Source organism: Umezakia ovalisporum Ak1311, from assembly GCF_029891685.1.
Classification (GTDB): domain Bacteria; phylum Cyanobacteriota; class Cyanobacteriia; order Cyanobacteriales; family Nostocaceae; genus Umezakia; species Umezakia ovalisporum.
In genome coordinates this window covers 26,100-51,742 of sequence record NZ_JANQDJ010000081.1, presented here as the reverse complement: position 1 = coordinate 51,742, position 25,643 = coordinate 26,100, and the positions used below count along the sequence as shown (strand labels likewise).

Here is a 25,643-nt window from a genome sequence, read left to right as displayed (position 1 = left end):
TTATAAAACAACATCTAAAGTTGATCAGGATTTATCCCCATTGTCTGTAACTTAGCCAGCAGTTCTTCCCTTTGTTGGCGCTCTTGTGCAAGTAACAATTCCGCAGCCTCTGCTCTTTGCTGGGCTTGTTGGGCTTGTTGCTGGGCTTGCTGGGCTTGTTGCTGGGCTTGTTGGGCTAATTCACGGGCCGTAGGTAGTAGAACCCCGTCTAAAGTCGCCCACCTTACCCACACAGCATTGGCTCCTCCAAATTCCCCAGGCCAACGCACTAGGGCTAAACCTAATTTTTGACTGATGAGCCTGTTTTCCTCATTGGGGATGATTGGTTCATATCCATAATCCCTGATCATAAAACCGGCAAACTCATTGGGATTAAAGGGATCATACCAAAAGTATTCTGGTACTCTGAGCCTGTTTTGGTATATTTCTTTTTTGTCTGTCTTGTCTCTGGAAGCAGTGCTAGAGGATAGCAATTCCACTACCACATCGGGACCTTTACCCTCTTCCCAAGTTACCCAGCATTTGCGCTCTCCCTTGGGAACATCTAACACAGCAAACATATCCGGACCACGAAAATCATGGTTTTTCAATTGATGGGGACTAAAGTAAACAAACATATTACCCCCTACAAAGGCATCTTTATCCCCCAGCCAAGCTGCTAGGGGATCAACTAGTAAGTCCATTTGCAGTTTATGGCGATAGGTTTCCATGGGGATGCCGTCATCACAGAGTAATTCGTCCTGGGTGGGGGGATTAACAAAATCTGGGGTTGAATCTGGTGTGGATTGATCTAAGTTTAGCAATGTTGATTCAGTCATATTTTCTCCGATTGAATCCCGATGCTTACTAATTTAATTAAGTTTAACTGATATTGATTTGGTTTGCGTTGTGTTGCACAGACAGCAACGGTAAACTCAAGTCATGACTAAATTCAACCTTAGTTGTGCTTACCTATTCACGAGTTCAGCCTTTGTCTTACTGCTGCCAAGATACCCCAACCTAGGGCGATCAACCTGGGTAATTTATCTTTGATAATTATACATGGAATAGGATCGCCGCTAAAATGCCGGCAGTGTATCAGGATATTCAGGAACACAGGAACCATTGCCGATGGTTATCCACATGGGGGAGCCGAGGAATGAATTCCCCGTCTCAAAGCTAAAGTCGGTTAAAAACGGACTAGGAAGTAGGTTGAGGTTGTTTGTACTTTTTCTGTGATTTTTTGATTTAATTCATCAATTTGATTGTGGCTTTATGGCGGTTGTATTATCATATTGTTCGGGCGACTAAAAAAAGTGAGCTTTTAATTAGTCATGATATAGAAAATGGGGTACATGGTTATTTAATTGGTAAGGCTGATCATCTGGGTTGTATTATTCATGCTATTGGTGGAATTGAAGACCATATTCATGTGGTAATTTCTATTCCCCCTGAACTATCTATTGCCGAATGTGTGAAAAATTTAAAGGGAAGTAGCGCTTATTATTACAATCATTCATTGCCAAAGTTACCACAAAAATTTAGTTAGCAACAAGGATATGGTATATTGTCCCTAGGCAGTCATCAGTTATCCACAGCCCAGAAATGTTGACTGTTGACTGTCCAAGTTCTGCGTCGGTGATACAAAATTTGAGCAATTAATGACTCTATTCTTAATAGACAATGAACTTTATCTGGGTAAAACGCAAAAATTGTAAATTTTTATTGCAGGATTCAACGCTTATGGGTAAATATGGTTTATATTGCTGATTGCAGCGAGTATTGGCAGAAATTATCCTCAGTATAAATTTAATAGAAGCTAGTTTCAATAAAAGCGCTAAATCATCAAGTGGGAGTAACAGTTAAACAAATATTTGCTTATTTCCAGGAAATGTCGGTAGTTATTCATACATGAGCTAGGGATTAGTAAATATACTTGAACTAAGCTCAGTACAATTTTTCCCCAACCTTTGATATTCCCGAAATTAAACTATAGGTTCTACAATACTGTAGAAATAAACATAATTTCAGTTCATGTTATGTTGAAACTGAACAAAAAAAATTGGTTTTTCATCCTAGCAGGTTTTCTAGTGGGATTATTGAGCATAATTCCCACCCGAATGGCCATCGCAGCTTACCAAGCTCCCCATCCCCAAGCCATTCTGACCCTGGGCGGAGGTATAGAACGAGAAAAATTCACTGCTCAATTTGCCAAAAAACATCCCCAGTTAGATATATGGATTTCCACTGGTATTCCCAAAGAACAAGCCCAAGCCATCTTTAAAAGTGCAAACATCACCCACCGCATTCACTTGGATTACCGCGCCGTTGACACTGTTACCAACTTTACATCCCTAGTAAATGATTTTAAGCGCCAGAATATACAGCACATTTATTTAATTACCTCAGACTACCATATGCCCAGAGCCAAAACCATAGCCACCTTAGTTCTAGGTAGTCAAGGCATAATTTTTACACCAGTTTCTATTTCCTCTTCCCAAGGGAGAGAATCAATACTCCGTATTATGCGGGATGGTGGACGTTCACTGTTGTGGATTGTGTCCGGTCGTACTGGAGCCAGCTTTAACCCTCGTTTTAGTGAACCATCTTATGCGGCTAGATAAATACACCCTTGGTAATTATACCCCCGGCGCAAGGTACTGGAAACAACTTTTGTGGTACTTCGTTGGTTCCCCGTTAGTTGCAACTCCTTGGCTTCCCATTTCATCTGTAAAAGTGAAAATATTACGGATATTTGGAGCCACTATTGGTCAAGGTGTTCGCATTAAGACGGGGGTGCGGGTCAAATTTCCTTGGCGCTTGACTGTGGGTGATTATGTTTGGATTGGTGAAGATGCTTGGATAGATAACCTAGCCCATGTAACCATAGAAAGTCACGCCTGCATATCTCAAGGCGTGTATCTCTGCACCGGCAATCATGATTGGAATGACCTGAACTTTGCGTTAAAAATTGCCCCGATTTATATTGAACAAAGTAGTTGGATTGCAGCCAAATCAGTAATTGGCCCCGGAGTGAGGGTTGGTAGAGGGGCTGTATTAACCCTAGGGGGAGTGGCTGTTAAATCATTAGCATCCATGACTGTTTATGCAGGGAATCCCGCCCAACCAATAAAAGAAAGAAAACTATCATAGCCTTGCTCTTTGAATTATCAACACTCTCTTACTAGCAAAACATGAAATTACCAGACCTTGACCCCGAAACCATTGACCGCATTATTGAAATGGCATGGGAAGATAGAACACCCATGGAAGCCATTGAAACTCAATTTGGGCTCCAAGAAAAACAAGTAATTGCCCTGATGCGGCAACAAATGAAAGAATCTAGTTTCCAGATGTGGCGAAAGCGAGTTACCAACCGCAAAACAAAACATTCACAAAAGCGAGAATTTATCGCAGGTAGATTTAAATCAGCAAATCAAAAAACCTGAAATTCACACAGTCAATTACCACAGTTCACCTTCTCCCCACCAGCCAAAATGATGGAAAAATAATGTAAAAATAATGGAGAATATTTCAGTGCTGTACCTTAAGGAATAAAAGGAATAATTTGGTCATGTCCCATCTGCTCACGGCTTTGACAAAATCACTCTGGCGAAGGATCACCTTGATAATCTTCCTCACCCTGATTAGTGGTTTAATACTGCCTACCCCTACTTGGGCTGAATCTTCTAGTTTGGGAATTCATAATGGTTATCTCAGTCCTTGTCCCCCTTCCAATAACTGTGTTCTCAGTCAGAACCCTGATGCTAAACACGCCATTGACCCTATTACCTATCATGTACATCGGGACAAAGCACGAGGAACCTTACTCCAGGTTCTCAGTGTTGTTCCCCGCACAGAGGTCATAGAACAGACAGATAATTACATTCATGCCCTATGTAAAAGCCGCATTTTCAAATTTATTGATGATGTAGAGTTTTATTTACCTACTAACGAGTCAGTCATTCACGCCCGTTCAGCATCTCGCATAGGAGAATCAGATCTCGGTGTCAACCGCAGGCGTGTAGAGCAAATTCGTCTGGCTTTACGCGATTTAAATATTTAATGTTCCACTAACCATGAATTTGTAATGCTTCCTTGGTCACGGTGGAGAATAACTCATTAAGAGAAATACCCTTTGCTTTCGCCATACAAGAAATCACACTTTGAGGAGAAAAAGAACAATACAACCCAGCTTCTAAAAACCAAGGTTGTCCCTGTGGGTCAATGCGAAAGTCAAATAAACTATAGTGGCGACACCCCAAAGCCTGATGACACTGTTTAGCAACTTCCTGAACTTTGTGGGTAATGGGGTCCTTGGGGTCAACAATCCAAGCTTTGATATTATCTTTTGCAGTCAAATGCAAGTTACCATCATGGGTTTGTTGGAGTTTATCAGCATGGTTGCGGATAGGTTTTTCATCAGGGTGTACCAAATATTCTTCCAGAGGTAAACCCACTAATTCCCCATATTGAACAAGAATACCACATCTCACTTCTCTACCAAGTTCAATAAATTTTTCGACAATCACCTCATCTGCATATTCAAATGCCTGGCTCAAAGCACCATCATACTCACTCACCTCTTTGACCAAAGCCACCCCTAAAGAATTGTCAGAACTTACGGGCTTAATAACCACAGGAGGTATGATTGTCGGCACATCTCCACGGCGAAGCAATTCTCCATCAGGCACTTTCACCCCTGCGGCGGCGACAATGGCCTTAGCTTTGGCTTTGTGGCTGGCTATTGCCATAACTTCAGCTTTGTTCCCCATGTAAGGAATTTTGAGTAAGTCGAATAAAGCCCGGTAGTAAGTCATTCCCGGAATACAAAACATTTGTGGTAGTACAAGGTCAATGTTTTGCTCGGTGATAAACTTGATGGCATCCACCACAGAAATAGGTTGACTCAAAGCGATATCTTCTCTAGTCAAAGAGTGAGGAAAACGCCACAACCCATCAGGTGTAATATATGCAATGGAAAAATTATACCCCCATCCCCCTGTCATTGCCTCTAGGCAATCTTGAGCATAAAGCCGTGACAAGTTGCAGTAAAAATCACTGGATGGAGACCCAACTAAATGAAGGATACCAAGCATCGACATAATTGACATTCCTATATAATTGTGTGTATTTTTTTCTATTTCACAACTCAAGTTTCTAATCGCCGTCTAATTCTACCAACTTGCCAATATTGAAATCTATTTTTACCCATCCTTTTAGATCTTGCAGATTCTTCAGTAATAGTAAGGGAATTTGCCAATGATATAAAGTTAAAAATGGTACAGGGTCATCAAAGCAGAAAATGGCATCAGTGCCACCCACTAGGGTATTAACTGATGTTTGCAATTGTTTCCAGGAACGGATACCCGTTAGCCGCCAGATTTCGTGATATAGCCAGTAAGTGGGTTTGCTGTTAGCTAAAGGTTCCACAGGTGCAGCTTGAGGAGTTTTACCTAAATAAGCATCTGCAACACCAGGATGATTGTAGAACATTGTAATGGCTGAATGAGTCCGGGGATTACATTCAATAGCGTAAACTGTACCGTCTTCAGCTTGGATAAAGTCGAAGGAAACCTGTCCAGTTAATCCTAAACTCTTCACAAACTGTTGCACCCATTGACGAATTTGCGGATTTTCCACGTTTTGGTAATTGATTTGAAATGCAGAAGAGTTAGAACAGCAATGTAATCTTAATTCCCCATCCCGTACTGTGCTGTGTGTGCATAACTCCTTACCGGGAATAAACTCTTGCATAATCCAAGGGTTTTGAGCACTAATGGGTAAACTGTTGACAAAGGCTGCTGTTTCTTCTGGGGTATTGCAAGGCAATTTAGTTAAATTTAAGCGGCGAACCGAGTCATAAGCAATATTTTTGAGAATATACTTGCGAGTTTCTTGACTAAAATCAAAGTTAATCACTTGTTGCGGATCTGTGATTTGAAAAGATTTTGGCACAGACAAACCAAGCGATCGCCCTTGCTCAGTAAAAGCAAATTTATCATCTAGCATTTTGGTAATATCTGCATCAAAGTGAAAAACTTCGCAGTATGCTGATAAAGCGGGTTTTGCTAAAGAATCATAGTAACTAGCAACGGGACTGCATACAGGTACATAAAAGTCAACCTTTTCTTTTTTCACAATTGCCACCAAGGACTGTATATACCCTTCTGGGTCTGATTGCGGGGAGGGAACTGTATAAAAAGCACTGACAGCCCGAGAAAATTTATGGCCAGATAACCAATATTTATGAGTTTCAATCAAAATAACTCGATGTCCCGCTCCATGAAAGCACCGAGCTAGTTGCAATGCTTTAGTCATTTTACCTCCGCTCACCAAAACGGTTCGAGGATCAGCTGCTACCAGAGCTTTTTTCCTCAAAGGCCATTGCACAATGCCCCACAGCAAAGCTATTAACACTATCAAACCATTAAATGGCAAAGCTATTAATAATAATGTTAGAGTACCGAGAGTTTTAAATAAAGCCACTAACTTTAACCTGACATCCGTTGATGGTGTTGTAGATTTTGCCAGGGATAAAGAAACAGATTTTGCCATAGGTGTGTAGAAATAAGAAAAGTGTGGGCCAGGGTAGTCACAGCGACATCGCCAGTCAGGATACTCCTGGAGTGAAACAGGGAATCAATTCCCTGTCCCATAGCTCAAAAGTTAAAAACCGACTATTGTGGATAATTTAATTTTGGATAATTTAATTTTGTTTATACAACCCGTCTAATCAAGGTGATACCATCTCGCACGGGTAACAAAACTTGTTCCACGCGAGGGTCGGTAGCGACAACACGGTTAAACTCAGCAATGGCTTCACCGTTGGCGGTGCGTTTTTCTGCTGGTAGGTAAACCTGTCCTTGGAACAAAGTGTTATCCACGCAGATTAACCCATTAGCAGTGAGTAAGTTCTGCGCCAAAATAATTTCCAGGTACTCTACATACTCCTTTTTATCAGCATCTATGAAAATCAAATCAAATGATTCTTTTTTTGCTGCTAACTTCCGGAGGGTCTCTAAAGCTGGTGCTACTTCCACAACTATTTTTTCACCGTGAGGAGACTGACTAAAGCAATCTTGAGCAAATTGAGCAACATAGGGGTCTACTTCACAAGCTATGAGTCGCCCATCTGTGGGTAGTGCTTCCGCCATAGCTAAAGCTGAATACCCTGTGAACATTCCCACTTCGAGAATCCCCTTGGCTTTAGTCATGTGAACAAACATCTTCAATGTCTGTCCTTCCAAATGTCCTGAGAGCATCTCTTGCTCTAATTGACGAACTGTTTCACAGTCACTAAAGCGTTTACCCCAGTCTTCTTGGCTGGTTTTTTCCGCCAATGCTTTTAAGGCGCTGGATTCCGGGGTAGTATAGTCACCCAAATAAGGGTCTAAACCCTTGGCTAATTCAACGGCTTCACTTAGAGAATCTAATATTTCTGAGGGAATGAGATTCTCTTGTGCTAACTTCAAAGTTTTTTGTAGCTGGGCTACCAAAATGCTGTGGGGTGTTATTGGTCTAGGTGTTTCTCTGGTTACAACATTTGTCATGTCTTTACACCCCTAGCAGTTGTCCTTGCTGACTTTCCGTTTCAATGTATGCGTCAACTCCTTCTCCACCACGGGGGTGTTGAGCACAAAGACCTTTGTGTTCAGCCAAAGCCCCATCAAGTTCTTCACGAGTTAAATCATTCACAAAGAAGCACTCACCAATGGGGCGAGGCATAGCAGCCCGTAGTTTGCCATCTCGTGTTAGGGTGATAGACTGGGTAGCATCCCAAAGCAAATTCTCATCTAAGAGAGGATGATCCAGTGATAGACCTATACGACTCATCAAATCTAAGATGCGATCGCGCTCTTCTGTAGTAATGTAGCCTCGTTGGGCTGCAATAGTTGCAGACAAGGCCATATCTATATTCACCGCATGACCATGATATAGGGGTACACGAGGTGCTAACTCTAAAGTAGGACTCCAAGTATGGCCGTAAGCAATGACGCGATCAAGGTCGATTTCATGCAAGTTAGGAGTCTCCAACTCCAGCATAGTTTTGATAGCCTCGTAGTTCACCTTATGGGCAATTTCTCTGATTTCCGGTGTACCATTCACATGTCCAAAGTGAGTGGAAAGGAGTTCCTCGCCATATTTGTATAGCAGTTCAAACACTTCTGAGTTAGAAACCACAGCAATTTTCACCAACTCCGCCATACCATTGCGAACTTGAGCCGTTGGTAAGGTTTTCAAAAATGAGAAATCCAGGATTACTTTTAAAGGTGCATGATATGCGCCCAAGCGATTTTTCAACTTGCGATGATTAACTGCTACCTTAATTGCTACACCTGCATCAATTAAACCAATTAAAGTAGTGGGAATGCGAATGTAGTTACTCTTGCGACGGTAAGCAGCGCAAGCAAACCCAGCTACATCAGTAATTAGACCACCACCAACAACTAAAACTGGTTCTTTGCGAACTAAGCCAAACTTGGAAAAAGCATCAACAATTTTTTCAAAGGTTGCTAAGGTTTTATCTGGCTCAGTAATAATGATGGGAAATACTGTGAGGTCAATATCATAGTGTTGAAAATATGACCTCATCTCTAGTCCATAAAGTTTATAGACATTGGCATCGATTACGGCCAAACAGCGACCAAATTTACGGTAGCTATCAGCAAGTTCTCTGTTTTCGATGTTAAATGCACCCTTCACATAGACAAGACTAAAATCAATTTTTTCGTAGCCTTCCACGTGAAATGCGGTTTCTGTAGCTTGAAACGATGCTTGAATGTTATTCATGATGTCTGTTCGCCTGATTACAAGTAAAAAAATTGTCACATTGGCCCATTATTGCTACTTACTTTCATGTTACTTCCATGCCCTTTAGCCCTTTACATCAAAGGCATGACAAAAGAAGCTTTCAATGAAAAAGCTCAATTCTATTACCAACTGATATTGTTATTTAACAACACCATTCATTTACGTAAATTCTGTAATGGGGTTAACCTTTAATTGGGGTTCACCTCTGAATTAGTCAACTGATCCCGTTAGCAATATATTGCCATAATACTTGCACTGTTTCCCTAGGGAACATTGACTTTCATTGTGGAAAGTTTGTCTTAACTAAGATTTATTCCACCAAGTTTAACTTACAAGTTTAACTTAGTGGCCTTCCGAGGGTTAAATTTGGTAAAAGCAATACCCTCAATAAATCCTCCCATCGTTGGTCTCCAATCTTAAATTTTAGATTAGAGCAATAATTAATCCTTAGTTCGCTGTTTCTTAGCATTACTATCAAACCTTATCTCGCTAAACTCAACCTATTCTATTTTGCTTAGAATGACAGTGGACTTTGAGGAAATTTACCTAAATTCTACCTGAATTTTACTTAACTCCACTTTGTTTGTGTCTAACAACTTTTCAGCTTTAAACTTGGCACAACTCCTATCTTAATAACTACTCTTGTTGTCATTTTCCCAGTTGCAATTTAAAATTACACCCATGGTTTATCCTCAGATAGCTCTTTTGCACCACTAGTCTTCAACCATCAAAATGGTTAAAAACAAAAAAATGTTACTTTCCTTTCTTTCAGTGAAGTTACTGCTCACTATTGAACACAGCTACCTCAGCTCCTGAAAATCCAGAATTAAAATGTATCTGAGTTCCTAGCCACAAAACTTCAACTTTTTTAAGGAATAGTTATGTGTGAAAAAAGTCCAACGTTGCCTGAATTGGCTTTATACCTCTAAATTAAGCCGTTGTAGCTTAAAGCAGTAAGTAGTTTACTGGTGAGTAAATTAAAAGCGCAACACAAAACACAATATCAGGATAATATATATACTAACATATGTAAAGCAAAAAATTAGAAAATTTTATAAATGAACGTAAAAATCAAGGTTTTAGCCTTCCTAGATGATTAAGTAAGTAACTTTTAGTTAAGTTTATTAACGAGGGGCTACAAGTCAGTTACCGGAGAACGAGCCAAAGCCTCTGGCCTTGGAGATACACCATGTGCTACCTACTCAATTCAGTACCCACAATGAAAAATTGTCCATTGTCAGGTATTGGAACAAACACTAAAAACACTGGAAAATGCTTTCACTTCCCTATGGGAGCGGAACTTTAGATTTCCACACTTTAAAAACTGTCAATGGTTGTATCAGTCATAATCAACAGAAGAATCACAATTCCAGGGATTGTGCTTCAACTTCGGTAATACTTCACCAGATGCTTCAGAAGGCTTTGCTCAGTGTGAAGATAGCTATTGCTCCATTACAGGTGCTGAAATTTTTGTAGATAAAAAGCTGATTTCAGAGGTTTCATCACCCTTGGGTTGGAGTTTTTAGTCTACCTGATCCTCGGTGTAATAATTCAGTTGTGGTTAAGTTACTAACAAAAGAAATTAGCACTAGGGAGGGAATTGAACAATGAATCACCATGATTGATACAAGTTATTAAAAAATAATCAGCTAGAAATTTCAGCCTATATTACTTTTCTAAAACTTGATTCAACCCTAGGGGTGAATATTTCTCATGAACTGTCAAATTCCTTTAAATCCAATTTTTGTTTCTATCTTTTGTTGTGCTGTTGCAGATATTACACTATTCAAAGTAGCTTTGTGATGATGCTGCCAAATACCAAACTGGCTGATAAATATCCCAATTAAAATTACACTACCCCCTGTATATTGAGCCAAGGTAGGAGTTTCTCCCAGAATGAAATAAGCTGCTAAAATACCTACGATAGGGGCAAATGAGCCAACTAAAGAAGCTACAGAAACACTAGAGTTTCTCAAACCCTTAATCCAACAAGATTGACCTAGCACCACAATTACAAATCCATAAAATAACATCCATTTCCACAGGAAAGGTGAGAACACATCTAGAAAGTGTTCTCTACCACAAAGCACCATAGCGCTGAAGAAAAAAATCACAGTCCCTAGGGTAGTGCGAAAAATGTTGTAAATTCCTATGGGGACATGAGAGAGATACTGTTTATTGAGGATGGTAGACACAGCTACAGCCAGGGAAGCCATGGCTGTGAGAAATTCCCCCAGTCCTAAATTCAAACTACCGACATTCATGATTGCTACTGGTGTCTGAAGAAAGATAGTTAGAATTACGCCGACAAATGCAGCCATCGCTCCCATAACTTCCCAAATATTTACTTGTTCTTTCAACACCCAACAAGATAAAGCCAAAATCAATGGTGGTTCTAATCTACTAACTAAAATAATATTATTAACCTCTGTTAACTCCAGGGCTTGGAAAATTAACCCAGGAGCCAGAGCCCCTGAGAAAATGGCCACCACAGTCAAAATCAACCAATTTTTTGGGGATATTTGCTTCAAAGTTTGTTTCTTACACTGTCGCCCATAAATGAGCGTCAGGACTATTAAAGCCGAAATATTCCCCACAAATAAAACATTACACAGAGAAATTGGATTACGACCATCTATTAAGTTTTGTGAACCGATTTCCGTCAGCTTCCGAGTAACTGCACTAGATGAGCCAAAAATCAACACTGCTAGCCAGAGATAGGCTTGTCCAGGAATAATATTTTTAACAAAATGATGCCATAGTCTTTGACTAGCCACAATTACACCAGCATAATGAAAACGCTGTTAATCATACTAAGCTTTGCCAATTAAATCTAGAGCAAAGCTGAGAAAATGCCGAATAAAGCTGGATATTTTTGAGGGATAATTAGCGACAATTTCAGATAAATTATGGATTTATTTCTGACTGTGAAGTAACCTGCCGCGATCGTTGTAGAATTAGTCCTTTAGATATGGGAGGGCAAAACAGATGACCCGTGTCATCATTGTGCGTCACGGACAAAGCAGCTATAATACCGAGCGGCGAATCCAAGGACGCACCGATGTGTCAGTGTTGACAGAAAAAGGTTGTGAAGATGCCAGTAAGGTAGGAAAAGCTCTTGGTAATATCGTATTTAGTGCTATTTATAGCAGTCCTCTGCAACGAGCCAAAAAAACAGCAGAAATTATCTCCAATGAGTTGGCTAATCAATTAGTCAATGAGTCTTCACACCCTCTTCAACCGCAAATTTGCCATGGGCTGACAGAAATAGATTTACCTTTGTGGGCAGAAATGCTCAGTGCTGATGTCAAGGAAAAGTTTACCCAAGACTACCGCATCTGGAAGGAATGTCCCCATGAATTAAAGATGTTAGTCAATGATGCAGAAGGAACAAGAGAACATTTTCCTGTTCTTGCTATCTATGAACAAGCGCGGTTATTTTGGCAAGAAATTTTGCCTCTTCATCAAAAAGAAACTATTCTTATAGTTGCCCATAACGGCATTAATCGCGCCTTAATTAGTACAGCCTTAGGTATTCCCCCCAGTCGCTACCATTGTCTACAGCAATCTAACTGTGGCATTAGTGTATTGAATTTTGCTGGTGGTTTAGGAGAACCAGTTCAATTGGAATCCATGAATCAAACCCAACACCTGGGAGAAACTTTTCCTTCAGTGCGACCAAATCATCAAGGAGTGCGATTGTTGTTGGTACGTCATGGAGAAACAGAATGGAATCGCCAAACTAGATTTCAAGGTCAAATTGATATTCCCCTCAACGATAACGGCAGAAAACAGGCGCAAACAGCCGGGGAATTTCTCCGAAACGTCTTTATAGACTTTGCTGTTAGTAGTTCAATGCTCCGCCCTAAAGAAACAGCAGAGCTGATTTTGAGTCACCATCCTCAAGTAAAGTTGGAATTACAAGATGGTTTAAGAGAAATCAGTCATGGACTTTGGGAAGGAAAACTAGAAACAGAAATTGAGGAAGAGTTTCCCGGAGAATTACAGCGCTGGCGAGTTGTACCAGCAGAAGTACAAATGCCTCAAGGAGAAAACTTACAGCAAGTGTGGGAGCGTAGTGTTAGCACTTGGCAATTAATTGTGGAGGCTGCATTAAATAATGAGTTGAAAACTGGATTAATAGTAGCCCACGATGCCACTAATAAAACTTTACTGTGTCATGTTTTAGGTTTATCGACAAAGAACTTCTGGAATTTCCGCCAGGGTAATGGTGCGGTTAGCGTCATCGATTATCCATCTGGACTCAATGGTTTACCAGTACTGCAAGCAATGAATATTACCGGTCATTTGAGCGGAGGAGTATTAGATAAAACCGCCGCTGGGGCTTTGTAAAAAAAAGTAGTTAAGCTTTGGTTTAAATCAAAATCAAATCACGCATTTCCCCTTACAGCTTATAAAGTACATTTGTATTATACAAGTGTACAAATGGCACAGGGGAATGCCTAGTGTAGTTAGATAAAAATCTTCTGGTTTTACCTGGTCTAGCCATAGGTCAGCTAAAATCCCTGGAGTGTTGATTTTTTCGTTTTGAACTTCGGTTCCTTGCTGGGTAAGGTTTTGGGAGTTTTTCAAGGTTCCTTTTTAGTACCTTGAGGGGTGTTTTTTCCTGACCTTCGGAAAGTGCCTCTAGACTCCTGACTGGGCAAGGGTTTACAATGAGGCTATCCCTACTCGCTAGGGATATTAATTGAATGGAAACAAAATGCCATAGCGCCCCATGGACTCTCGCCTTCAGTCCCATCCCTACTCGCTAGGGATATTAATTGAATGGAAACATTGGATGATTTGCCGGGATATAAGTCATCCGTATACATCCCTACTCGCTAGGGATATTAATTGAATGGAAACTGCTTCAGCAGAGACCGGAGTCCCGCCTCATCAGTATCCCTACTCGCTAGGGATATTAATTGAATGGAAACTGGTATCCGCCATCCGGGCTTGCATTGAAGAATCTTTAATCCCTACTCGCTAGGGATATTAATTGAATGGAAACTCTTAAACTGGGAGCCTTAAAGCTCACTGCTTGTTTATCCCTACTCGCTAGGGATATTAATTGAATGGAAACTGAGACACCTTGTACCTTATATAACCATCTTCAAAGACTATCCCTACTCGCTAGGGATATTAATTGAATGGAAACGGGTAACCAAGATAGCCTACTAATATCTGTATCTGATCCCTACTCGCTAGGGATATTAATTGAATGGAAACTAGAAACTTGTCCCGCTAGACGGATGCAAGCACCGAAAATCCCTACTCGCTAGGGATATTAATTGAATGGAAACCTCTCACCCCAGCTACATACATAGCTGACTCTAAGAAAGATCCCTACTCGCTAGGGATATTAATTGAATGGAAACTCTGCTGGGCAGCGATGGCCACAATAGGGCTATGATTAAATCCCTACTCGCTAGGGATATTAATTGAATGGAAACTTTCTTCTACCTTGTTTTGATATAGAGATAACAAGTAATCCCTACTCGCTAGGGATATTAATTGAATGGAAACTGCTAGCCAGTAGGGACAAGTCCCCGTAATGTCTTTCTAATCCCTACTCGCTAGGGATATTAATTGAATGGAAACCAGGCACATTTAGTCCATACCCTTCATATACTTCTTGTTATCCCTACTCGCTAGGGGTATTAATTGAATGGAAACAGTAACCATAGTTTCTGCTGCATTATCATTTAAGCCTAATCCCTACTCGCTAGGGATATTAATTGAATGGAAACTTCACTCTCGTATACAATTCCATCCCTGATTATGAGGATTATCCCTACTCGCTAGGGATATTAATTGAATGGAAACTAGGTTAGGCGATCGCGTGCAGCTAGTGGGGGATGAATCCCTACTCGCTAGGGATATTAATTGAATGGAAACTTCTTATAAATCTTCGCATTTTTCCCCTTGTTTTTGTTTTAATCCCTACTCGCTAGGGATATTAATTGAATGGAAACGCGAATTAGAATTGCAGTGGGCTGCCCTGTAATTCTGAAGAAGAAATCCCTACTCGCTAGGGATATTAATTGAATGGAAACTCGTGTAGGGACGTATTGCAATACGTCCCTACAAATGTCGGAATGAATCCCTACTCGCTAGGGATATTAATTGAATGCAAACTTCCGACTGAGTAAGGAGTAAGAAGTAAGAAGTAAGGAGTAAATTCCTACTGGCTAGGGATTTTAATTGAATGGAAACTCACCTACCCTGTGACATCTGAATAAACCTAGTGAGTTTATCCCTACTCGCTAGGGATATTAATTGAATGGAAACTTCCGACTGAGTAAGGAGTAAGAAGTAAGAAGTAAGGAGTAAATTCCTACTCCCTAGGGATATTAAGTTGGAAATTATTCTCTACTCATGTGGTTGAAAATAGCGATGAAATAAAGCTTGTGCAGACTCACGATGTTTTGCCACTAATTGGGGAGGAGATAATAATTCTGCTTTATCTAAATAACGATGAACCCAGAAACTAAACTCATTTAAAGAACGGGGTGGTAACTCCACAGCATATTCTATATAACTGTATCTCCCGGTGGTTTTATCAATTAATCCCGGAGTAATTTTTTGTTTTAAATGGCGCAATTCACCTTCTATGATAAATGCTGTTACTGGAGGAAAAAACCGCACTTTAATGTCAATTAATTCAAGATTTCCTTGTAATTCTGCTATTTGAGGTTCTAGTTCCCCCAAATTTAAACCCCAACCATTTTCTAACAATTTATATGCCTTTTCTAAACTAACTTTTTGTTTTTCTAATCCTCTGGCAGGAACTTTTATAGGTTCGCAGTAATTACTAAAACGGTTTAACCTACCAATAACTAAATGTCCATTGAGACAAAGTTCATATAGCAAATACCAAGCAACATCATGATAAATTAACTGTAAAGGAAAAACTTGAAACCACCCCACACGGTTGAAACCATACAAATCTTTACTGCGGTAAATTTCAATGGCTTGTCCTTGGGTAATAGCAGTTTCTAATAAGGGTAACTGATGAAACAATGTATCGCGGTTTTGTCCCTTTTGCGCCATTTCCTCTGGGTCAGTATAAATAATAGCACGATTGAGGTATTGACGAGTAGGGTAAAAAAGTTCTCCCTTCAGTTCCATGTCTAAACCCCGTAATCGTTTACTCAAAATTTCGTAAATGCGTCTGACTTGGGCATCTCCTTGATATTGAGCCTGAGACCCCAAAGCATTAAAAGCTACTTTTAATTCTGTTGCTGACAGGGCACCAGTACCTAAATAATATCCCCAGCGATACATACGACGCTCAAGAATACCATAACGCCGTAGGGTTTCTAAATCTTTACGTAGGGTGGCAATAGCTGGGTAGTTTTCTGGTAATTTGATACCTAATTCAGTTGCTAATTTGTGCAGATGTATTTTGACAGCAGCAATGGCATTGTGATTTTGGTTTTCACGACAGTCAATTAAATCAGGGTTACCAACACCAGGATATTTTAATAATGTAGCAATCAATAACATCAGACGTGTAAAGGCTAGGGAATCTTTATACTGATGACTTGGTTGTTTAGGCATAGTCAAAACTACTAATTCAGCTAAGTGTCAAAAGAAAATATTCAATATTTTTCTCAAAGTTGGCTGTAAGTCTTGTTGATACAAGGTTGCACCACCTAAATATTACAAGGAATTTTATACTCTTTTACTGGTTTTTGGGGAATTTTGCCGCTATGGTAGTTAACGTGCTAACTTTTAATTCAGCCCTGTTGCAATTATGTATATTTCTCGGCGTTCTGCTACAGTCAGAAATGCTGCGGTTTCTACTGTAAATGGCAGTGTTACTTTGGTAATTTTGTTAATCGCCCCCTTGGGTTTAGCAGCGGTAATTATCAACACTTTATTGGTAACTGCGGCTACTTATATAGTTTCGAGTATGGTGGATAGGATAATTTTGTGGATGGAACCAAAACAAACAGCAGAATTAACATCTACTGGTAAATTAAAAGATTTACAACGTTGGCGACGTTAGGAATTGCATATTTGCCAATAAGAGCGCAGAGATTTGCTACGGAAGGTGTTTACTTAGGTTGCAGTAAAAAATGATTTAACTACTGTGGTGTGTGCTTTCTTGGAATATCGTCATTCTAAGTATTTTATCCTACAGGTGTAATATTCCTGTGGGCTGTTAAGAGGTTTATGAAATGTCTCACCCAAAATTGTGGAAACCCCACACCGGAAAACACATGTTAAAACACATGTTAAAACACATATTTAATTTGTGACATCACTTGTGAAAATCTCAGCAATTGACACTTTTGCCAATATGCAGACTCTTTATGTTTCTGAGCAAAATTGCTACGTCTACTTAAAGCAGGAAACCTTGCTGGTGAAGCAGGGAGAAACAATCTGTGCTGAAGTGCAGTTACCTTTGTTAGAACAAATATTCATTTTTGGTCATTCCCAACTCACAACTCAAGTAATTCAAGCTTGTTTATGGCGAGATATTTCCATTGCTTATTTATCGTCCATGGGTTATTGCTACGGTAGAATTTTACCAATTTCTAAGGGTTATCGACAGTTGTCACGTTATCAACAACAGTTATCCCCTGTGGATAAACTAATTACTGCTAGAGCTATTGTGAGGGGAAAATTAAAAAATAGTCGTGTATTGTTGCGGAGACAGAAAAAAAGACGGGAATCAGAAATTTTAGAAAGAGTATTACAAACTTTAGATTATTTAGCTGACCAAGCAGTACAAGCTGATACTTGGGAAAAGTTGATAGGGTTTGAAGGTGCGGGTGCGGCGCAATATTTTTCCGCATTTAGTGAGTGTTTGACAAATCCTAGTTTTGTGTTTTCTGGTCGTAGTCGCCGCCCTCCTGGAAATCCAGTTAATGCCATGTTGAGTTTCGGTTATCAGGTGCTGTGGAATCATTTATTAGCGTTGATTGAAATGCAGGGACTTGATCCTTATCATGCTTGTTTGCATCAAGGAAATGATGGCCATGCGGCTTTGGCTTCTGATTTAATGGAGGAATTTCGCGCACCCTTAGTAGATTCTCTGGTGATGTGGTTAATTAATCGCAACATTGTCGATGCTGAAAGTGATTTTGAGTTTAAAAATGGTGGGTGTTATTTGAATAATTTTGGGAGGAAGAAGTTTTTACGGGGTTTTTTACAACGTATGACAGAGGAAATACAAACTAATCCTGGGGAGCAACAGCCTAAGTGGGATTTATTAACTCAACAGGTGAGAGCTTTTAAGCAGTTTGTATATAACCCCAGTCACCACTATCAGCCTTATCGCATTGATTAAAGTGGAATTATGTTTCTGTATGTAATTGCTTATGATATTCCCTGTGATAAGCGGCGCAAAAAGGTCGCTGATTTATTGACGGGTTACGGACAGCGTGTACAGTATTCTGTGTTTGAATGTCACTTGGGTGGGGAAAAATATGATGATTTACGTCGTCGGTTAAGGAGGGAGCTGAATTTAGAGGAAGATAACGTCAGGTTTTATCCTTTATCTCGCCATACTCTTAAAAAGGTGGAAGCTTGGGGTGTAGGTGTACCTGTAATTGAGCCTCCTCATTCAATTATCATCTAGTTTTTGTGATGTTTTTACACTGGTCTAGCCATGGGTCAGCTAAAATCCCTGGAGTGTTGATTTTTTCGTTTTGAACTTCGGTTCCTTGCTGGGTAAGGTTTTGGGGGTTTTTCAAGGTTCCTTTTTAGTTCCTTGAGGGGTGTTTTTTCCTGACCTTCGGAAAGTGCCTCTAGACTCCTCGCTGGGTAAGGGTTTACAATGGGGCTATCCCTACTCGCTAGGGATATTAATTGAATGGAAACCTGTCTTTTCCGGCGGTGATTAAAGTATCGTTTAAGAATCCCTACTCGCTAGGGATATTAATTGAATGGAAACCAGACCCTCATCAAGCTACAGGAAATCAACAAAGAATCCCTACTCGCTAGGGATATTAATTGAATGGAAACGGAACTGTCTTCTAAAGTATCAATCAATGCTTTTGGATCCCTACTCGCTAGGGATATTAATTGAATGGAAACTAATCAACTTCAATGTCTGTGTTAGGCAGATCCACATCCCTACTCGCTAGGGATATTAATTGAATGGAAACTCAGTGATGCTGTCCTCTAGAATGGGCTTTCCCCATATCCCTACTCGCTAGGGATATTAATTGAATGGAAACCTATATCCTGGGGAATTCCTAGTTTCTTGGCTGATTCTTATCCCTACTCGCCAGGGATATTAATTGAATGGAAACCCCTTTCGCTCTTGCTGCTGTTTGGGTGGCCAGGGAAACGATGTAATCCCTACTCGCTAGGGATATTAATTGAATGGAAACAGTCCATGTATTTGACCCCTTTGTCAAATCTGTAAGTCAATCCCTACTCGCTAGGGATATTAATTGAATGGAAACGTTAAAGACACACTTAGTTGGTAAATAAAGATGTTTTTTAAATCCCTACTCGCTAGGGATATTAATTGAATGGAAACTCTTTAGAATCCATAGAATTTTTATAGCTTAATAGTTTATCCCTACTCGCTAGGGATATTAATTGAATGGAAACCTCTTGTCTCGCATTCCTGCGAAGACAAAGATTTAAATCCCTACTCGCTAGGGATATTAATTGAATGGAAACTGTACCTCCTGTAGTCCATTAGAGGTTTTACTTGTATCCCTACTCGCTAGGGATATTAATTGAATGGAAACGTACGATTTTCTTAGAGTTCAACTTTATTGAGGTGAATCCCTACTCGCTAGGGATATTAATTGAATGGAAACCTTTTCTGCGATTCGCTTTTCTGCGATTTGCTTTTCTATCCCTACTCGCTAGGGATATTAATTGAATGGAAACTTTATTGAGGTGAGGCCCTTGCCTCTCAAAATTTTTAATCCCTACTCGCTAGGGATATTAATTGAATGGAAACATCGAAATCGAAACCAAGCTTTTTGTAGATGTCAAATCCCTACTCGCTAGGGATATTAATTGAATGGAAACTGTAGCATACCAGTGTTGGCTGAAATTGCTCGAACAATCCCTACTCGCTAGGGATATTAATTGAATGGAAACTATACATTTCCAGTAAAGGACGTAGGGAAATTAATATTATCCCTACTCGCTAGGGATATTAATTGAATGGAAACTATACATTTCCAGTAAAGGACGTAGGGAAATTAATATTATCCCTACTCGCTAGGGATATTAATTGAATGAAAACTCGTGTAGGGACGTATTGCAATACGTCCCTACAAATGTCGGAATGAATCCCTACTCGCTAGGGATATTAATTGAATGGAAACTTCCGACTGAGTAAGAAGTAAGAAGTAAGGAGTAAGGAGTAAATTCCTACTTCCTAGGGATATTAATTGAATGGAAACGAGGACCCCTTAGTATATTTGGTTATACTCGTCATTTAATTCAGAGGATTATTCTGCACAAAAAGGCTGACTTTTGCTTTCAGTTTTTCTTGAGCGTTAATATTCATTTCTTCTGCTTTTGCTTTTGCCATTTCTATTTCTTTCTTAATGTTTTCTTTGTTAGCATTAGATCTACTAGCATCAATCAAACAACCTATTATGAATACTAATAAACCCAGGATAAAAGCGAAACCAGAAATATCGGCAGCCGATAAGGCAGTAAATATGCTAAATATTAAGAATAAGCAACCACAACCAGATGCAAATACATATTTACTTTCCGCCTCTTGTTTGGCTTTGGTCACAAATGCCTCTGCTTTCTTTTCAGTTTCAGATACTTCCTCTATATAAGTACCGATTGTGGTGATAAATTTATTCAGAAATGAACGGTGTTTTTCCTCAGATAAATCTAGTTTTATGTTAGCTAACTTTTTAATAACCTCTAGAATTTTATATATATCTTCAGCTTTCCAAGATGTACCGCAATCCATACAAACATTAGCATTTTTAGCCTCCCCTGTCACTGCACCTATTGCACCACCTACAATCCCAAATAAAACCCAACCAGCAACGGCTCGTCCCCAATTGACTTGAGTTTCCTTGTTGAGTTGAATGTGAGTAGAACCACAATTAGGACAATTAGCCATACTTTTCTGAATATTCGGACAAAGGTATAATAATAGACATGATTTTTTGTAGCAACTAAGGAGTACAACAGAATTTCGTCATCTACCCTAGGATATAGAAATAGATAAACACCTAGGTTACCTTTGGGGGAGAAACTCAACTGGTTGATTTCTACACCGAATACCTACCGTGATAGCTTTTGTTTCAAACACATTTGGCATCATGGGAAATTGTTAAAAGTTAATTCATCTTAAATTCCTACTTCCTAGGGATATTAGTTCAATGGAAACTTCACTGGGTCAAAATGAACTGGGTCAAAATGAACTAATTCCTACTTCCTAAAGAAATTAATTGAAGGGGAAAATACCCCAGTGGGAACTTGTTAAGGTAAAGGAAACCTAGGTGGTGGGTTGAAACCGGGTAAGGATTTATGAGTGGAATGTTTCAGAAAATGTAACAAATGTCAAAGAAGAAAAAATATTGTTGATGATTCTAAATAAATACCTGAAACCTTTACGTATAAATCATTTGAGCTTGGGTAAAAAAAAATTTGAGATATCTGGTGTTAATAGACAAACCTTGAATTAAGGTTTTAAAATGGCGACATTGGATACATAAAAATATTACTGATGTCACAAGAGTACTGGCGGGCAAAAATTTGGGGGTTATTGCATGACCCTATTTTAAAAGCCTTACACAACGACACTGGACGCGGTGAAAATAGCTTCTACCAACAATTAGAAGTAATGCAACCTTGGGTTGAAACAGGTAGAACTCCAGAAGAATCAACTGGTGGAGTATTGGAGAATATACTTTTAGCAGATTATATAGCCTCAGCCAGCGACAGAGGAGCTATAGGTAGTGTGACGGCTTCTATTGACTATGCGCCAAGTGATAATCTAGACCAAGGCTTAGAAATTGCACATTTATTATCTGGTGAAAAACAACAATTCAAAATTCAACTACACGCAGAACTTATAGAATCTAATCGTCAACAATACTTATTAAATAAAGAACATTTGCTACTGGAAGCCATACCAAAAGACTTGCGGGAAGAAGATATTAAACATAATGTTACAAAGATTAAAAAGCTATATTGGTGGCTATGGCGTTGTTTACCCCAAGCTACCTGTAATGTGTTTAATAATGATAATTCTTTGATGTTAATGCCGGCAGAAGCACGATTACCAGATGCTTCTATTTGGAGTCATGTTAGCATCACATCAGCTTTAGCTGGTGGGTTAGCTGGTTACGATTTAACTACTGAAGAAGTACAAAATTCTCTTAGTGGTGAAGAAACTTCCCATCCTTACTTAGCAGTATTTAGTTTCTCACCGGTACAAGAACTGATTAAATCTAGTCGCAGGATGCGGGATTTTTGGGCTGGTTCTTGGTTGCTCCATTATCTCTCGGCTAAAGTATCTTGGGAATTAGCTAACCAATACGGCCCTGATAGTCTTGTTTATCCCAGTCTTTACCAACAACCATTAATTGACCATTGGTTACGCCAAAAATATCCTGAATTTGAAACATGGATAAGTCAACCCACATCAGAATCATTGTTAACTGCTGGATTTCCCAATGTTTTAGTTTTAATTTTACCTAAAGATAAAGTCAAAGCTGCTATGGAAACAGCACGACAAACCCTCATGGGAGAGTGGCAAAATGTTTATCAATTGGTATTTGAGGAACTAAAAATTCGTCATTGGATGCCAAAATTAAACATTGATAACGTTACTTGGTCGGGTTGGTTGAAATCCCAATGGCAATTTTATTGGACTGGGTTACCTATTGGTAAGATAGGGGAAGGATTTACAATTTCTGCTGATGAAACTAAAAAAGCAGATTTTGATAAATGGGTGGATGCACAAAACCAAGCATATGGTTTAACACGTGAAGAGCGCAAACTATTTAAAGATGAAGAATTAAATTTACTACAAGAAGCCTATAAACAACGTTGGAAACAACAAAAAGGAGGCTTTAGTGCTAATGTTGGTTCATGGTGGGGATATATATTCGACGCCACCCGTTATGCATTAGCATCAGTTAAAAATGCGAGAAATTGGGAATTACCCACAGCATTTGCACCTCGTTCTACTGTTTCAGGGATTGGTTCAGTTGTGAACCATAACCCAGATGGCAAAAACTGGATTGGCGAAGGAGAAACCAAAAAATTATGGTCAAAAAAGGCAAATTTGTTTAATGGTAAAGAACAGTTAAATGCTACGGAAACTGTGAAACGTGGGTTACCTAAAGTTCTCCATAAATTATTAAGCCCTAGCAAGAATGATATTACTGTATCTTATCCAGACTTAACTTCTGGTGTAGCTGGTTATTTAAAAGTTAATGCTGGGGATAGCAAACATCAACGTAATTTTGTAAGTGCTTGTCAAAACCTAAGACAGTGGATATTGCAAAATCACAATCAAATTCCCGATGCGATTACAGAAAATTGGGGTATTCCTTGGGTGGATAATGATAATCAACTGAAAGAATATCATTCCCATCATCCCCGATTGTTAAATGCAGGTTGGTTAGTGGAAGATTTGGATATTGGTGAAGATTTGAATGTAAAAAATCAAACTACCCAACATATCCAACAAATTATTAATAGCTACTACCCGAAAAATAACCCATCCAATTGGTATGTGTTAGCAGCTGGTGATGGTGATGGGATGAGTGACTGGTTAAAAGGAACGAAACTAAAGAAGTACGGTGATTATATTCCGTCAAATTTATCGGTGGAGTTAGATGGTTTTCAGAATTTCTTACAAGTAACCAAACGCATGGGACCAAGTACCCATAGTGCTTTAAGTCGCGCATTACTAGACTTTTCTAATGCACTTGTTCCTTACCTCACAGAAAAACGCTATGCCGGTAGATTAATTTATAGCGGTGGGGATGATGTTTTAGCTTATACAAATCTATGGGAATGGGATGATTGGTTATGGGATATTCGCCAGTGTTTCAAAGGTGCTGAAGATCCTAGGGGGGAGTTTAACAATAATGGTGGTTATTGGCAATATAGAGGCCATTCCACAGAAGGTGAACAAGTTAATTTTGTTGAACGTCCCTTGTTTACCATGGGTAGAGAAGCTACTATTAGTTTCGGTATTGTTGTTGCTCATCATTCAGTACCTTTAGCCATAGCGTTAGAAAGTCTTTGGGAAGCAGAACAGGAAGCAAAACAACAGGAATCTCCCGAAGGGAAACAAAAAGATGCTGTACAAGTGCGAGTATTATATGGTAATGGTAATACTTTAAAATGCAGTGCTAAATTCGATGTTTTCCATAATTGGCAGAAATTAATTACGAAAACAGAATTAGACAGTGCCATATTTGAACAAGCTGCAAGTTTGTGGAGTCAACACCCTGCACCTAATTGCACAGCAATGGGATATTGGACACAGGCTTTTTGTGCTAGACGGGACCAATTTCAAGGTAATGAAAGTGTAAAAAATCAGTTTCAGACAAATCTAGTGGATTTTCTCCAAGCATTATTCACTAGTACTAAACAAGGGTCAGAGGATAAAGTAAAAACAAAAAATCCTCTAGATGCTGAAATAGAAAACTGGTTAAAACTTGCAGCCTTTATTAAACGCCATCGCAATATTACTCTAGGAGGTGATATTTAATGTATTGGTATAAGCTAACTCCATTAGATATCTTAATGTTAAGAGATGCTAAACCATTTTCACCACAGGAAAGGGCTTGGGCTGGTAGTACATTTCCTCCCAACGGTCATACTCTTGCCGGTGCATTACGTGGACTTTTGGGGGTGAAACAAAACTTTAAACTTGCTGGGGTATTTCTGTGTTATCAACAAGCAGGAAAAAACACTTTATATTTTCCCCGCCCACTGGGATTTTTTAAATCTACTCCCCTTGTGCCATTAGCATGGGACACAGAATCTCATATAAAGAATGCAATGTGGGATAACAATCAACCTTGTCCTTTAGTGAAACCTGCCAATGCAGAAACAGATTGTGAAGATGCTCAACACAACTCAGCTAAAGGTCAACCTCGAGATTTTAGAGAATATTTGCCTTATTACGTCATTAAAGAATATCTAGAAACAGGAAAAATAAAACACGAAAATTGGCTAGTAACTCCTGGTAGTTATGAAGATAAACCTTGGAAAATAGAAACCCGTTCTCATAATACCCTAGAGGAAGGGACAAGAAAAGTTCAAGAAGCTGATGGTTACTTTGTAGAAAATGCCATTCGCCTCCGTCAAGATTGGAGTTTAGCCATAGGGGTAGATCAAGAATTACAAACACCCACCACCATTAGACTGGGGGGAGAAGGACACCGGACAATTGTAGAATCTTGTCCTGAATTGGGTGAACAATGGCAAGAATTACAAACACTATCCCAGGAAAACTTTAAAAGTGCTAACAAAGCCATAGCTTACCTAGTTACCCCTGGAGTTTTTGAAAGACCCCATATAAATATAAATAGGAATGGGAATAGGAATAGTCAAAAAATTTGTTTGTGTCGTCCTTATCCTTGGGAATGGAAAATCAAAAACGGTATCAAAAACGGTAATTTTGTCACTATGTCTACGGATAAACCAGTTCCAATTAGTTGCAGAATTAGAGATAAGGAAGACCAAACAAAAAGCATTCCTGCACCCCAAGTATTCGCTGCTCCGCCGGGAAGTTTATATTATTTGGAGCATCCCCAAGACTTATTTCAGGATAATGCCCATTGTCGTGTGAATAATTGGCGCAAATTGGGTTATTCAGAAATGTTGTGGATTCAATATACAGAATATAAGAATTAAATGAGGAG

Annotated in this window: 18 protein-coding genes, 1 pseudogene and 2 CRISPR repeat arrays; of the genes and pseudogenes, 11 read left to right on the top strand and 8 right to left on the bottom strand. The window is 39.4% G+C overall.

What is annotated here, in order from left to right; all coding sequences use genetic code 11:
- Positions 1 to 14 precede the first annotated feature (14 nt).
- On the bottom strand, positions 15 to 818 hold the full coding sequence (locus NWP25_RS16090) for a Uma2 family endonuclease (protein WP_280652209.1): 804 nt from the start codon (positions 816 to 818) through the stop codon (positions 15 to 17).
- A gap of 428 nt (positions 819 to 1,246) precedes the next feature.
- On the opposite strand from NWP25_RS16090, the pseudogene tnpA reads away from it, so the two are divergent.
- The 5 genes and pseudogenes from tnpA to NWP25_RS16065 form a co-directional block, all read left to right on the top strand.
- Positions 1,247 to 1,525, top strand: a pseudogene (gene tnpA, locus NWP25_RS16085) (IS200/IS605 family transposase); the annotation flags it as partial.
- A gap of 493 nt (positions 1,526 to 2,018) precedes the next feature.
- A complete protein-coding gene (locus NWP25_RS16080; RefSeq protein ID WP_280699771.1) occupies positions 2,019 to 2,603 on the top strand; it encodes a YdcF family protein in 585 nt (194 codons plus the stop codon).
- Positions 2,590 to 3,132, top strand: coding sequence for a WcaF family extracellular polysaccharide biosynthesis acetyltransferase (locus NWP25_RS16075; protein WP_280699768.1), 543 nt, complete (start codon positions 2,590 to 2,592; stop codon positions 3,130 to 3,132). Before NWP25_RS16080 ends, NWP25_RS16075 begins: the two co-directional genes overlap by 14 nt.
- A 41-nt stretch (positions 3,133 to 3,173) precedes the next feature.
- Positions 3,174 to 3,428: a TIGR03643 family protein gene (locus tag NWP25_RS16070; protein WP_280652206.1), complete on the top strand. Its 255-nt coding sequence runs from the start codon at positions 3,174 to 3,176 to the stop codon at positions 3,426 to 3,428.
- Between the two features lie 125 nt (positions 3,429 to 3,553).
- A complete protein-coding gene (locus tag NWP25_RS16065) occupies positions 3,554 to 4,045 on the top strand; it encodes a DUF1499 domain-containing protein (RefSeq protein WP_280652205.1) in 492 nt (163 codons plus the stop codon).
- Positions 4,046 to 4,052: 7 nt separating this feature from the next.
- Here the strand turns inward: NWP25_RS16065 and NWP25_RS16060 are convergent, their stop codons facing one another.
- The 5 genes from NWP25_RS16060 to NWP25_RS16040 all read right to left on the bottom strand — a co-directional run bounded on the left by NWP25_RS16060 (position 4,053) and on the right by NWP25_RS16040 (position 11,570).
- The gene (locus NWP25_RS16060; protein WP_280657391.1) at positions 4,053 to 5,084 is read right to left on the bottom strand and encodes a D-alanine--D-alanine ligase family protein; all 1,032 of its coding nucleotides are present in this window, start codon (positions 5,082 to 5,084) and stop codon (positions 4,053 to 4,055) included.
- A 55-nt stretch (positions 5,085 to 5,139) separates the two neighbouring features.
- Positions 5,140 to 6,537 carry an ATP-grasp domain-containing protein gene (locus tag NWP25_RS16055; protein ID WP_280686506.1) on the bottom strand — a complete coding sequence of 466 codons (1,398 nt, stop codon included), beginning with the start codon at positions 6,535 to 6,537 and terminating at the stop codon, positions 5,140 to 5,142.
- Positions 6,538 to 6,698: 161 nt separating this feature from the next.
- On the bottom strand, positions 6,699 to 7,532 hold the full coding sequence (locus NWP25_RS16050; RefSeq protein ID WP_280652202.1) for an O-methyltransferase: 834 nt from the start codon (positions 7,530 to 7,532) through the stop codon (positions 6,699 to 6,701).
- A 4-nt stretch (positions 7,533 to 7,536) separates the two neighbouring features.
- On the bottom strand, positions 7,537 to 8,772 hold the full coding sequence (locus tag NWP25_RS16045; RefSeq protein ID WP_280652201.1) for a sedoheptulose 7-phosphate cyclase: 1,236 nt from the start codon (positions 8,770 to 8,772) through the stop codon (positions 7,537 to 7,539).
- 1,742 nt (positions 8,773 to 10,514) lie between these two features.
- Complete coding sequence (locus NWP25_RS16040; RefSeq protein ID WP_280699766.1) at positions 10,515 to 11,570, bottom strand: DMT family transporter; 1,056 nt, start codon at positions 11,568 to 11,570, stop codon at positions 10,515 to 10,517.
- Positions 11,571 to 11,781: 211 nt separating this feature from the next.
- On the opposite strand from NWP25_RS16040, the gene NWP25_RS16035 reads away from it, so the two are divergent.
- Positions 11,782 to 13,146: a histidine phosphatase family protein gene (locus tag NWP25_RS16035; protein WP_280657395.1), complete on the top strand. Its 1,365-nt coding sequence runs from the start codon at positions 11,782 to 11,784 to the stop codon at positions 13,144 to 13,146.
- A 331-nt stretch (positions 13,147 to 13,477) separates the two neighbouring features.
- Positions 13,478 to 15,087: direct repeats of the CRISPR family, unit length 36 nt; unit sequence ATCCCTACTCGCTAGGGATATTAATTGAATGGAAAC.
- Between the two features lie 81 nt (positions 15,088 to 15,168).
- On the opposite strand, the gene NWP25_RS16030 is transcribed toward NWP25_RS16035, so the two are convergent.
- Positions 15,169 to 16,359, bottom strand: a complete 1,191-nt coding sequence (locus NWP25_RS16030) for a helix-turn-helix transcriptional regulator (protein ID WP_280652196.1) — start codon at positions 16,357 to 16,359, stop codon at positions 15,169 to 15,171.
- Between the two features lie 196 nt (positions 16,360 to 16,555).
- Here NWP25_RS16030 and csx18 point away from each other — a divergent pair, with 196 nt between their 5' ends.
- The 3 genes from csx18 (at position 16,556) to cas2 (ending at position 18,388) form a co-directional block, all read left to right on the top strand.
- Entirely contained in the window at positions 16,556 to 16,810 is a 255-nt protein-coding gene (gene csx18, locus NWP25_RS16025; RefSeq protein WP_280652195.1) for a CRISPR-associated protein Csx18, read from the top strand.
- 294 nt (positions 16,811 to 17,104) lie between these two features.
- Positions 17,105 to 18,097: a CRISPR-associated endonuclease Cas1 gene (gene cas1, locus NWP25_RS16020; protein ID WP_280652219.1), complete on the top strand. Its 993-nt coding sequence runs from the start codon at positions 17,105 to 17,107 to the stop codon at positions 18,095 to 18,097.
- 9 nt (positions 18,098 to 18,106) lie between these two features.
- Positions 18,107 to 18,388, top strand: coding sequence for a CRISPR-associated endonuclease Cas2 (gene cas2, locus NWP25_RS16015; RefSeq protein ID WP_280652194.1), 282 nt, complete (start codon positions 18,107 to 18,109; stop codon positions 18,386 to 18,388).
- Between the two features lie 206 nt (positions 18,389 to 18,594).
- Positions 18,595 to 20,183: direct repeats of the CRISPR family, unit length 36 nt; unit sequence ATCCCTACTCGCTAGGGATATTAATTGAATGGAAAC.
- Between the two features lie 35 nt (positions 20,184 to 20,218).
- On the opposite strand, the gene NWP25_RS16010 is transcribed toward cas2, so the two are convergent.
- Positions 20,219 to 20,869, bottom strand: coding sequence for a hypothetical protein (locus NWP25_RS16010; protein WP_280652193.1), 651 nt, complete (start codon positions 20,867 to 20,869; stop codon positions 20,219 to 20,221).
- Positions 20,870 to 21,478: 609 nt separating this feature from the next.
- On the opposite strand from NWP25_RS16010, the gene cas10 reads away from it, so the two are divergent.
- Both cas10 and NWP25_RS16000 read left to right on the top strand, forming a co-directional pair.
- The gene (gene cas10, locus NWP25_RS16005) at positions 21,479 to 24,484 is read left to right on the top strand and encodes a type III-B CRISPR-associated protein Cas10/Cmr2 (RefSeq protein ID WP_280699764.1); all 3,006 of its coding nucleotides are present in this window, start codon (positions 21,479 to 21,481) and stop codon (positions 24,482 to 24,484) included.
- Positions 24,484 to 25,635, top strand: coding sequence for a type III-B CRISPR module-associated Cmr3 family protein (locus NWP25_RS16000; protein WP_280652191.1), 1,152 nt, complete (start codon positions 24,484 to 24,486; stop codon positions 25,633 to 25,635). The genes cas10 and NWP25_RS16000 overlap by 1 nt, the downstream gene beginning before the upstream one ends.
- Positions 25,636 to 25,643 lie beyond the last annotated feature (8 nt).